The organism is Gilliamella apicola (assembly GCF_003202915.1).
GTDB classification, from domain to species: domain Bacteria; phylum Pseudomonadota; class Gammaproteobacteria; order Enterobacterales; family Orbaceae; genus Gilliamella; species Gilliamella apicola_Q.
Map to the genome: position 1 here is coordinate 417,600 of NZ_QGLP01000004.1, position 11,717 is coordinate 429,316.

Annotated in this window: 9 protein-coding genes; 2 read left to right on the forward strand and 7 right to left on the reverse strand. The window is 35.4% G+C overall.

Translation table 11 applies throughout. The features are described 5' to 3' along the window. Positions 1-65: 65 nt before the first annotated feature. On the reverse strand, positions 66-1,316 hold the full coding sequence (locus DKK79_RS03435) for an MFS transporter (RefSeq protein WP_110422849.1): 1,251 nt from the start codon (positions 1,314-1,316) through the stop codon (positions 66-68). Between the two features lie 126 nt (positions 1,317-1,442). Continuing rightward, on the reverse strand, positions 1,443-2,207 hold the full coding sequence (gene idnO, locus DKK79_RS03440) for a gluconate 5-dehydrogenase (RefSeq protein WP_110422850.1): 765 nt from the start codon (positions 2,205-2,207) through the stop codon (positions 1,443-1,445). Positions 2,208-2,458: 251 nt separating this feature from the next. On the opposite strand from idnO, the gene purH reads away from it, so the two are divergent. Both purH and purD read left to right on the forward strand, forming a co-directional pair. After that, positions 2,459-4,051, forward strand: a complete 1,593-nt coding sequence (gene purH, locus DKK79_RS03445) for a bifunctional phosphoribosylaminoimidazolecarboxamide formyltransferase/IMP cyclohydrolase (RefSeq protein WP_110422851.1) — start codon at positions 2,459-2,461, stop codon at positions 4,049-4,051. 26 nt (positions 4,052-4,077) lie between these two features. Further along, positions 4,078-5,370 carry a phosphoribosylamine--glycine ligase gene (gene purD / locus DKK79_RS03450; RefSeq protein ID WP_110422852.1) on the forward strand — a complete coding sequence of 431 codons (1,293 nt, stop codon included), beginning with the start codon at positions 4,078-4,080 and terminating at the stop codon, positions 5,368-5,370. A 2,150-nt stretch (positions 5,371-7,520) separates the two neighbouring features. Here purD and DKK79_RS03465 read toward each other — a convergent pair. Genes DKK79_RS03465 through DKK79_RS03485 form a run of 5 tightly spaced genes read right to left on the reverse strand, consistent with a single transcriptional unit; the run spans position 7,521 to position 11,702 of the window. Then, a complete protein-coding gene (locus DKK79_RS03465; protein ID WP_110422855.1) occupies positions 7,521-8,747 on the reverse strand; it encodes a beta-ketoacyl-ACP synthase in 1,227 nt (408 codons plus the stop codon). After that, the gene (locus DKK79_RS03470; RefSeq protein WP_110422856.1) at positions 8,744-9,475 is read right to left on the reverse strand and encodes a 3-ketoacyl-ACP reductase FabG2; all 732 of its coding nucleotides are present in this window, start codon (positions 9,473-9,475) and stop codon (positions 8,744-8,746) included. Before DKK79_RS03470 ends, DKK79_RS03465 begins: the two co-directional genes overlap by 4 nt. 5 nt (positions 9,476-9,480) lie before the next feature. After that, entirely contained in the window at positions 9,481-9,954 is a 474-nt protein-coding gene (locus tag DKK79_RS03475) for an ApeP family dehydratase (protein ID WP_110422857.1), read from the reverse strand. Further along, positions 9,954-11,135 (reverse strand): beta-ketoacyl-[acyl-carrier-protein] synthase family protein, encoded by a 1,182-nt coding sequence (locus DKK79_RS03480; RefSeq protein ID WP_110422858.1) that lies wholly within the window; start codon positions 11,133-11,135, stop codon positions 9,954-9,956. The genes DKK79_RS03475 and DKK79_RS03480 overlap by 1 nt, the downstream gene beginning before the upstream one ends. After that, positions 11,136-11,702 carry a DUF3261 domain-containing protein gene (locus DKK79_RS03485; RefSeq protein ID WP_110422859.1) on the reverse strand — a complete coding sequence of 189 codons (567 nt, stop codon included), beginning with the start codon at positions 11,700-11,702 and terminating at the stop codon, positions 11,136-11,138. Positions 11,703-11,717 lie beyond the last annotated feature (15 nt).

Sequence of the window (11,717 nt, forward strand, 5' to 3'; positions counted from 1 at the left end):
ATTAGTTATCTTTAATTAAATGAAAAAGGTAATAGTCACTATTACCTTTTTATTGAAAATGGATATTATTTTTTAGGTGCTTTAACGTTAGCCATAAGAACAACGGATAATACTAAAGCTGCGCCCATAAAAATATAAGATGCTCCAGCACTACCGGTTGCAGCATTGATAACACCAACTAACCAAGCGCCAATGAATGCACCAAGCGCACCAAAACTATTAATTAACCCAATTGAAACACCCGAAACATTACTAGGTAATAGTTCAGGGATTAAGGCAAAAAACGGTCCATAAGGTGCATACATACATCCTGCTGCGATAGATAATAAGATGAAGCAGATCCAGAAATGTTCGGCACCAAGTAAATAAGCGGTAAAGAAAGCAATAGTCGCAATTAACAATAATGGCCAAACAAATAATTTTCTGTTTTGAAGTTTATCAGAATAAAAAGAGACAATTAACATCATTGCAATCGCAACAAAGTATGGGATAGCCGCTAACCAACCAACTGAAACGATATCAACATTACCCGATGCTTTAATGATAGATGGCATCCACATCATAAAACCATACACTCCAATGCTCCATAAAGCATGTACTGCACAAAGTTTAATCACATTACCTGAACGAAATGCTTCACCATAATTACGCATTGGTTTGATATTTTGCTGCTCTTTATTCATTACTGCTTGGAATTCCGCTTTTTCTGCGTCGGTTAACCATTTCACTTCTGATGGTTTATCTCTGACCAAAATCCACCAAATTACGGCCCATAAAACGGCTGGTAAACCTTCAATAACAAACATTTCACGCCAGCCATAAAGGTCGATTAGATGAGCTGAAACAATAGACATCCACAATACTGTTACTGGATTTCCTAATATTAAAAATGTATTGGCTTTTGAGCGTTCAGCTTTTGTGAACCAAGTACTAATATAAATTAACATTGACGGCATCACAGCAGCTTCAACAATTCCTAACACAAAGCGTATCGCCATAAGTGAAGGAATATTACTGACCATTCCTGTTAGTGCTGCACACATTCCCCATAAAATAAGGCAAACAAAAATCAGTTTTCGAACACTTTTTCTAACCGCGTAAATAGAACCAGGAACTTGGAAGAAAAAGTAGCCAAGAAAAAACAATGCACCAATTAATGATGACGTACCTTTAGTAATCCCTAAATCATCATTGATACCGGCAGCAGCGGCAAAACCATAATTTGCACGATCTAAGTAAGCTAGACTGTAAGTGATAAAAATTATTGGCATTAATCGCCACCATCTCGATGGTGCTAATTTTTGTGTGATATTCATATTCATTCCCTTTATAAACTAAATAAAATCCTAGATAAATTACGACAAATGTTTATGGTTCTAATCATCTCAAATAACGCTCATTAGCTTTGAATCATAAACATCTGTGTAATTTGTGATGGGTGATTAAACCGCAGCTAGCATTCCGCCATCGACATAAAGAATATGTCCGTTGACAAAATTAGATGCTTTAGAGGATAAAAATACCGCTGAACCAATCAGTTCTTCAGGTTTTCCCCAACGAGCTGCTGGTGTTCTTTGGCATAGCCAGCTGGTGAACTCTTTATTTTCGACCAGTGCTCTACACATCTCAGTATCGAAATAACCAGGACCAATACCATTGACTTGAATGTTGTAGCGGGCAAGTTCAACACACATTCCTTTTACTAACATTTTTACCGCTCCTTTCGAGGCGGCGTAAGGCGTGATAGTGTCTCGACCTAATTCACTTTGCATTGAACAGATATGAATGATTTTCCCTTCACGGCGGTTAATCATATGTTTAGCCACTTGTTGTGAAACTAAAAACACCGCTTTTTGATTAACGTTAATGACTGCATCCCAATCTGCTTCAGGAAATTCTGTAAAAGGATGACGACGTTGAATCCCGGCATTATTAATTAAAATATCGATAGCACCGATTTCTTTCTCAATATAATTAATTGCTTGCGTTACGGATGCTAAATTAGTGACATCAAAACCTACACCAACGGCATCAATACCTTGTTGCTGTAATAACTTGGCAGCATTATCGGCTCTTTCTTGAGTAATATCATTGATGATAATGCTAGCGCCATATTGACCTAAACCATTTGCTAAAAGATTACCAATTCCTTGAGCAGAACCGGTGATGAGTGCGCGTTTTCCTTTCAATTCAAATAAAGACTGCATGACTTTCTCCCTTTTTATAAAATGTTATGCGTAACAGTTACGCATAACATTAGAGCAAAAAATCTAAAAAAGAAAGCCTAAAACACCATGATTAACCGGAAAATGTTAATTCTGTGATCAATATCAAATTATTGAGGTAAAAAATTTTTCGATTTAATTTTAAAAAGTTAATACTAAACATCGCTGCGTGTTTTATATATAATAGCCAGCCACAGACTTGGATTTAGAAAATCAATTTCGGAGCTTTTTTCATGCAGCAGTTTCGTCCTATCCGTCGTGCTTTACTTAGTGTTTCTGATAAAACCGGAATCATTGAATTTGCCAAAGCTTTATCCGTTCGTAATATAGAACTTCTTTCCACTGGCGGAACCGCCAAACTTCTAATTGACAACCATATTCCTGTTACCGAAGTAGCGGATTACACGGGATTTCCTGAGATGATGGATGGTCGAGTCAAAACTTTACATCCTAAAATACATGGTGGCATATTGGGGCGTCGAGGAATTGATGATGAGGTGATGAAACAACATCAGATCGCACCAATTGATATGGTAGTTGTGAACTTATATCCTTTTGCGAAAACGGTTGCTGACCCCAAATGCAGTCTAGAAGATGCGATAGAAAATATTGATATTGGTGGACCAACCATGGTACGGTCAGCGGCAAAAAATAATAAAGATGTCGCTATCGTCGTTGATTGCCGGGATTATAGCACCATCATTGATATGCTAGATCAACAGCAAAATTGCCTTTCGTTCAAATATCGATTTAGTTTAGCAATAAAGGCATTTGAACATACTGCTCAATATGATGGTATGATCGCCAACTACTTTGGTAAACTTGTGCCACCATATTATGGTGATAGAGATAAACCAGCAGGTGAGTTTCCTCGCACTTTAAATTTACAATTTATTAAAAAACAAGATATGCGCTATGGTGAAAACTCTCATCAACAAGCGGCTTTCTATGTTGAAGAACATTTAGAGCAAGGCTCTATTGCTACCGCTAAACAGGTACAAGGTAAAGAATTATCTTATAACAATATTGCTGATACCGATGCCGCATTAGAATGCGTAAAATCATTTGCAGAGCCGGCTTGCGTGATTGTTAAACACGCCAATCCTTGTGGTGTTGCGGTAAGTGATAACATCTTAAATGCCTACCTTAATGCTTTTAAAACCGATCCAACTTCTGCTTTTGGTGGCATCATTGCTTTTAATCGTCCTTTGGATGCTAAGACTGCCCAAACTATCGTTGATAAGCAATTCGTTGAAGTGATTATTGCGCCATCCGTTGATCAAGACGCATTGGCGATCACCCAAACTAAAAAAAATGTCCGAGTATTGGAGTGTGGTCAATGGTCAGGAAGCGCGGTTGCCAGTTTAGACTTTAAACGAGTTAATGGTGGACTTCTTGTACAAGACCGAGATTTAGGTATGGTAACCCAAGAACAACTAACAGTGGTTACCAAACGACAACCGACCGAAAAAGAGTTATCTGATGCACTATTTTGTTGGAAAGTAGCTAAATTTGTAAAATCTAATGCCATTGTTTATGCTAAAGATAACATGACTATTGGAATTGGCGCCGGGCAAATGAGCAGGGTGTATTCGGCAAAAATTGCCGGAATAAAAGCGCAAGATGAAAATCTAGAAGTCGCTGGTTCAGTTGTGGCATCTGATGCCTTCTTTCCGTTTAGAGACGGTGTTGATGCAGCGGCTGCTGTGGGAGTTACTTGTGTTATTCAGCCCGGTGGTTCAATTCGCGATGATGAAGTGATACAAGCTGCAAATGAGCATAATATTGCCATGATCTTCACCAATATGCGGCATTTTAGGCATTAATTTTAAAAGTATTGAAAGGACCTTGTATGAAAGTATTAGTTATCGGCAATGGTGGACGTGAACATGCTTTGGCATGGAAAGCAGCACAATCGCCATTAGTTTCTAAAGTGTTTGTTGCGCCTGGCAATGCTGGTACTGCGCTGGAACCTAATTTAGAAAACATCAACATTAAAGCAACCGACATTGCTGGTCTACTCAATTTTGCTCAAGCGCAAGAAATAGACTTAACTATTGTAGGACCAGAAGCTCCATTAGTGATTGGTATTGTGGATAGTTTCCAAAAGGCAGGATTAACTATTTTTGGCCCCTCAAAAGCCGCAGCACAACTTGAAGGTTCGAAGGCTTTCACTAAAGATTTTTTAGCTCGTCACCATATTCCAACTGCTGAATATCAAAACTTTACCGAAATTGAGCCAGCTATTGCCTATATTCAGCAAAAAGGGGCGCCAATTGTAATAAAAGCTGATGGTTTAGCTGCAGGGAAAGGCGTGATTGTTGCCATCACACTTCAAGAAGCAGAAGAGGCGGTGCGCGATATGTTAGCGGGTAATGCCTTTGGTGATGCCGGTCATAGAGTAGTAATAGAAGAGTTTCTCGATGGCGAAGAAGCTAGCTTTATCGTGATGGTCGATGGTAAACATGTCGAACCAATGGCAACTAGTCAAGATCATAAGCGAGTAGGTGATGGCGATACCGGTCTTAATACCGGAGGAATGGGCGCTTATTCTCCAGCACCGGTAGTAACCGATGAGGTCTTCAATAAAGTTATGCAACAAATCATCTATCCTACGGTCAATGGCATGGCACAAGAAGGTAATGTTTATGTTGGTTTCCTTTATGCCGGTTTAATGATAGATAAACAAGGTAATCCCAAAGTCATTGAATTTAATTGTCGATTTGGCGATCCAGAAACCCAACCGATCATGATGCGAATGCAATCGGACTTGATAGAACTCTGTTTAGCTGCCACAAAAGGTAAATTAGATACCATAAAATCAAAATGGGATCCAAGACCAGCTTTAGGTGTCGTGCTCGCTGCTGGTGGTTATCCGGGCGATTACAACACTAAAGATGTTATTTTAGGTCTACCAACCGTTATAGATAACGATTGTAAAATCTTCCACGCCGGTACTTGCTTGGAAAATGGTCAAGTTTGTACCAATGGTGGACGAGTTCTATGTGTCACCGCAGTAGGTAACAGCGTATCAGATGCCCAAAAACGTGCATATGAACAAATCAAAAATATTCATTGGCATGGTTGTTACTATCGGCATGATATTGGTTATCGAGCCATTGAACGTGAAAAAAATGATTTATAACGTTTAGTTCTGATACTAAACATTTGATAATGGCGTCAAATGACGCCATATCTATTCATTATAATGACTTAAGGTTGATTGATTTTTCTAAAATTCGCAATATAAATCTTGGTTTTAGTTTTACAGTTATCTAATTTTGTATATAATCTAGGCTATATTTATGAATAATGCTTATTGAGTAATTAGTTGTTGTACTTGCCGATCCTGCGATAAAGGGGAAAAAGTCATTTAAGGTATCTAGCTTTAATTAAAATATTATTACCAATTTCAATGAAGCAGTGTTATTAGATAAATCGACTCTCTGAAGAAATAAAAAATGGTAACCTTTTTTTATATTTTATTATTTTTAATTGAGCTTTTTCTGTTGGGTATCACGATACCTTATTCAGATTGTACACCAACTCATTATAGAAGAATAAAATCGTTAAAAAGATTATTATGGGTAACAAGAATAATTTATTTTTTTCTATTTAGTATTTTATTCTTATGCTCATTATATCAAGAAAAAATTATAGAATCTTTTCCAGAATATAAACCATTAATCATTTTATTGTTTTTTATTTTCTTTTTTTTCAATCCTGCAATAGCTTTTATATGTTTACTAATTAACAAAATAAAAGGTAAAAAAAGAAAAAAGAAAAGAAAATTTATAAATTGAGATTTCTTAACTTTGATGGAACAATAATTTTTTATAAAGATCTATTTTTTGTTTTTATTTTGGTTACTATTTTTAGGTTATATTGATTATAAAAACGATAGGATTTTTAAACCAAAATATAATCTTTATATTCATCTTTCAAGATAGTTACCATTTTTTATATTATTTAATAATGAACATTTATAGGGATATAATGGATACTCAAAATCAATCTTATTTTAAACTACCTTGCCTTTTTATTTTTATCAATTTTGGATGTTCATTATTCAATTCCATATTTAATCTTGTTATCAAATCGGATAGCTACCTTAGCGAAGGCAATATTTACATAGCTCAACTAATTCATAGTTTAACTTTGGGTTCTATGAATTATTATTTTTTAGTTTTTATTATTAGTGTATTTTTCTGCCAAAAGTATTGTCTATATAATGTATCTAAAAATTGGAAAGTAATCAGTTTGCTCTCTGTGATTTTTTTTCTTATTACCTATTTTTTGCAAACACCACTTTTTGAATTCGGCGTTGAAATATTCATACTGTTTTATAATTATTTTCTAATTAATTTTGACTTAATCCACGATGATTCATTTTCATATTTCTATCTCATTTTCACATATCGGCTAATTCTTATAATAGATTTATTTATGCTAATCATAATGTTTTATTTTATCGGTAGAAATAATATTATTTATCGATCAGCAATTAATTTTAATTCAGACCAATTAAAAAAAATTCATATCCAACTTTATAGTATTTTCTTGTCCTATATATCGTTAGCAATAATTTATCATTTTTTGCAACCAAGTATATCTTTAGTGTTGGCACCAGTATTGATAGGACTTTTATTGTCAGTAATTCTCTATATACTTTTCACTGTAGTTATCAAAAATAGTTTTAAACAAGTGAATTCTAAAGTTAGCTTCGCAAAATTGATATTGTCAGGAATGGTAACTACTTTTCTTAGTGGTCTTGTAAGTGCGACTATTTATTATGTGATTTTTATGAATGATATTTCACCTTCATTAAGTCTCATAAGTAAAATTCAATCTCAGTCTTTAAATAATCTAATATTTTTATTGGCAATTAATTTACTTTTATCTTTGTTAATCAGTCGCTATTTTATTAAATTTCTTTATAAAAAAGATGAAAGTTTGTTTATAAACTAAGGATAGATATCACCACTATGCTATAAACTCATAAAAGATATCTATCATGGTTAAAAATCGTTATAGTAAACTAAACTCTGAGTAATACTACATTATTGTTTAAAAAATAAATTAAAAAAATGAGGATGGTAAACGAGATTTTAAACAAAATGAATGTGTACTTTAGCAACTATGCAAGTTGTTAAAGTACCATCATTTGTAAAATCATTTGAACTATTTATTATGTAAATGGAGCAATAAAAATTCCATCAACAATCTTAACATTCCTGAATAATGGTATAAAAATCTAGATAAATTTTAACACTAAGCTTATTCAAAAATATCAAACTATAATCTTTTAATAACAATTGAGGTGTTGATTCCACCAAAAGCAAAGTTATTGGTTTGAAAATATTCAATATCTAAATTTCGCCCAGCGCCGACAATATAATCAAGATCACCGCACTGAGGATCGATATGATTTAAGTTGATAGTTGGGTTAAACCAGCCTGTGTGCATCATTTCTAACGTCAACCATGCTTCAATTGCCCCACATGCGCCAAGGGTATGGCCAAAATAACTTTTCAATGATGATATGGGGGTTTTGTTACCAAAAATATTGGCAACTGCATTACTTTCAGCAACGTCTCCGCGAGCGGTAGCGGTACCGTGGGCACTGATGAAGCCAATTTGGTTGGGATCTAATCCTGCCTCTTTAAGGGATTGTTCAATACAGTATTGGATTGTTTCTTGCCTTGGTTGAGTAATATGGCTTGCATCACAGTTGGTTTTAAAGCCTATAATTTCACCATAAATTTTTGCACCTCGGGCTTTGGCATGTTCATATTCTTCTAAAATTAATGCACCAGCACCTTCACCAATAACTAAGCCATCACGGTCACAATCGTAGGGTCTTGGAGATAATTTAGGCGTGTCATTAAGTTGACTGGTGGCAAATAAGGTGTCAAAAACAGCTGCTTCCGATGGACATAACTCTTCAGCACCGCCGGCTACCATGATTTTTTGCATACCGTATTTTATGGCTTCATATGCATAACCAATAGCTTGACTTCCAGAAGTACAAGCACTTGATGTGGTGATCAATCGACCTTTTAAGCCAAAAAATAAGCCAGTATTAACTGCGGTTGTGTGTGGCATCATTTGGATATAGGTAGTGGCAGTGATGTTGTTGGTATGCTTTTCATTTAACATGGTTGCAAATGATGCAACGGGTTGAGTACTACCTGTCGATGATCCAAACGCGATACCTGTATCGCCATTAGTTAGCTCTATAGCATCAAGTAATCCTGCTTTTTCTAATGCGATTTCAGTTGCTTTGGTTGAGAGTAAAGATACTCTGCCCATTGAACGAATTTTTTTTCGTGTATAATGATCAGGTAATGCAAAATCATCAATTGGTGCGCCAAGTTTGGTGTGTAACCCATCATAAATTTCCCACTCAGGCATATATCGAACTGCATTTTCAAGTTTTTTCAGTTTGAACTCGACATCAGTCCATTCGTTACCAAATGCAGTGACTCCACCTAAGCCGGTTATAACTACTCGTTTAGTCATACCATTCCTCCATTAATTGAAATGACTTGTCGTGTTATATATGCAGCATTATCTGACATTAGATAACTAGCAAGCCCTGCGACTTCGTCAACGTGTCCCATTCTTTTAAGTGGGATCATGGCCATTGCTTCTTTTAAAGCGATAGGTTCAATATCTAAAATACCAGTATCAATTAGACCTGGAGCAATGCAATTGACGGTAATTTTTCGTTTAGCTAATTCAAGCGCTAATGCTTTGGTTGCACCAATTACACCTGCTTTAGCTGCGCTGTAATTGACTTGACCACGATTGCCAACGATGCCTGAAATTGATGATATAACAACAATTCTTCCTCCATTACGTAGTCCAATCATGGGCATAATACAAGGATGTAACACATTGTAAAAACTATCAAGATCGGTATGAATTACCGCCTTCCAGTCATCTTGTGTTAAAGCTGGAAAAGCGCCATCGCGAATAATACCAGCATTATTTACCACACCGTAATAGGCACCATGTTGTTCAATATCTTCTTCAATAATTTGTTGACATTGATCGGTATTGCTTACATCGAATTGGATTAATCTGGCTTTCTGATCAGTCTGCTCAATAATTTTTTTAGTTTCAAGCGCCCCTTGTTTATCACTATGGTAGTGTATGACGATATCAAACCCATCTAACGCTAGTTTACAAGCTATTGCTTTACCAATTCCTTTACTTGCTCCAGTTACAAGCACTGTACGACGCATAATAGTTATCCTTTTAATCGTTGTAAACCAAAGAGTTGGTCAAATTCATTATGATCAGGTTCATAAACATTGAGTTTGCCTGATGCAACACATTGTTGATTGATGCAAATATCACAATCAAAGTTAGCCAACTTAGAATCAAACAGAACTAAATTGGCGGTTATCATTAATTCACTATTCAGTGCAAATGCAGGTACAGTAGTTTTAATTGCTCGTCCACCGAGTAACATACCTAATTGTGGTGAGTGTTTTTTTTTCGAACCATGATACCCATTCCAAACACCAATGGTTTGTGCCATTAATTCGATAGCATAAAAATTGGGTAGCTGATCATCCTTAGTTAAAAATGGAGAAAGTATGCCATTTTTGCTAACTTCAACACTGCAAATGCATTGCTTGTCGTCGACTAGATGAACTTTGTTAATCATAATCATCGGTGTCCTGTGTGGTAAGTAGTCACTTGCTGATTTATATTGCATTATACCTTTCCAATAATAAGAGATGCATTATTGCCACCAAAAGCAAACGAGTTAGACATAATGATTGGTGTTTGTAGCATCATTTTTTCTGTAACCATGTTAATTTTATCTAGATTTTTGTCATAAGGTGATATTGAAAAATCTTGTTGTGGTAAATAAATATTTTGTTTAAGTAATAAGTAACTGATAGCTAATTCAGTAATAGCTGCGCTACCTAATGTATGTCCTGTTAGATGTTTTGTTGAACTACAATAAGGAAGGTTTTGTTTAAATAATCGATAAACTGCTTTACTTTCAGCTTGGTCATTAAGAATCGTTGCTGTGCCATGTAAATTGAGATAACCGATCTGATTTGGTTTTAAATTGGCATTTTTTAATGCCATCTCCATCGCAGTTTGCGCTCCTATCCCTTCAGGATGAGGGGAGGAGATGTGATAAGCATCTGAGGATTCACCTGTACCTAATAAAGCAATATTACTTGATTCCTCTTTGGTTAGTAACATTAACCCACTGGCTTCACCAATATTTATGCCAGTACGATCTTGTGCAAATGGCATGCAAGGTTTACTTGATAACGCTTCGAGTGCATTAAAGCCATTAATCGGCATCCGACTTAAACTGTCTGCACCACCAACAATCGCAGCATCAACTAATCCTGATTCAATCAGTCGTTGACCACTTATTACAGCTTTTGCGCTAGATGTGCAAGCGGTTGATATGGTGTAACTAGGGCCTTGCAAATTTAATAGCTCGGTTAAGAATCGGGAAGGATCACCAAGTTCTTGCTGATGATAATAAAAGTTAGGTTCACAATGATGAGTCTCTAAGTAGTGCTTAATGTTGATATCACCTTCGTGTATCCCAGAAGTACTGGTTCCCATTATGACCGCAATTCGTTTTGGACCATATTTTTCGATAGTTTGTTGTATTGGTTGTTTAATTTGCAAATATGCAGCATAAAGTAAATGATTATTTCTTGTTGCATATTGTATAAATTGATGAGGAATAGTCGGAAGATCGCCGTTTACTTTACCTAACCAAGTATTTTGACCATTTAACAACCATCCTTTTTGTTTAGTTAAATAATGACTTGCACAATAATTTTTGGCCAAATTATTGGCGATTTGTTGTTTGTCGTGTCCTAAGGTGTTTATTGCGCCAAGCGCAGCAACATAAATCATTTATTCCATACTCTTTATTGCAATTTGATAACCAAATATAGCGTGATCAATTTTTATTGGTTTTCTAATCTCTGTTGAAACTTTTTTGTTATAAGTTATGTTAATGATAGTTTGTTTTTGATCATTAATGAGTGTTCTAAATAAACCTTTATCCACAAGTTGCCAATTAGGGGGTAATACGTTTTGCCACGAAGTTGTTGGTAGAATGCTTAGCATTATGTCCGATAATACTTGCTCTGGCGGGGGAAGCTGTTTAATAAATATATACTGTTTTGCTTTAACTTCACTACCATTGTATTGGATTTCAAACAAACGGATACCTATAGTGGATAAACCCATCACTTTTAATTGGTTGTTTTGGATGTCAACAACGGTAATAACCGAGTTTTCTTGACTATTATATTTAAAGGTTAATAGTTGTTGGTCATGATAGTCTTGGTTTAAATCTATCTTTGGTAAGTTAACTTTAGTTTCTTTGGTTAACCAAGCTTCTGATTTAGGTTGGGATGAGCAAGCTGAAATCAACAAACTTAATAATAAAAAAGTTAAATTTAAATATTTCTTCATCCTTTTGTACCTAAT

Coding starts and splice junctions, on each gene's coding strand:
- DKK79_RS03475 (WP_110422857.1), bottom strand. CDS start 9,954: ATGCAATATAAATCAGCAAGTGACTACTTACCACACAGGACACCGATG.
- DKK79_RS03435 (WP_110422849.1), bottom strand. CDS start 1,316: ATGAATATCACACAAAAATTAGCACCATCGAGATGGTGGCGATTAATG.
- purD (WP_110422852.1), top strand. CDS start 4,078: ATGAAAGTATTAGTTATCGGCAATGGTGGACGTGAACATGCTTTGGCA.
- idnO (WP_110422850.1), bottom strand. CDS start 2,207: ATGCAGTCTTTATTTGAATTGAAAGGAAAACGCGCACTCATCACCGGT.
- DKK79_RS03480 (WP_110422858.1), bottom strand. CDS start 11,135: ATGATTTATGTTGCTGCGCTTGGCGCAATAAACACCTTAGGACACGAC.
- purH (WP_110422851.1), top strand. CDS start 2,459: ATGCAGCAGTTTCGTCCTATCCGTCGTGCTTTACTTAGTGTTTCTGAT.
- DKK79_RS03465 (WP_110422855.1), bottom strand. CDS start 8,747: ATGACTAAACGAGTAGTTATAACCGGCTTAGGTGGAGTCACTGCATTT.
- DKK79_RS03470 (WP_110422856.1), bottom strand. CDS start 9,475: ATGCGTCGTACAGTGCTTGTAACTGGAGCAAGTAAAGGAATTGGTAAA.
- DKK79_RS03485 (WP_110422859.1), bottom strand. CDS start 11,702: ATGAAGAAATATTTAAATTTAACTTTTTTATTATTAAGTTTGTTGATT.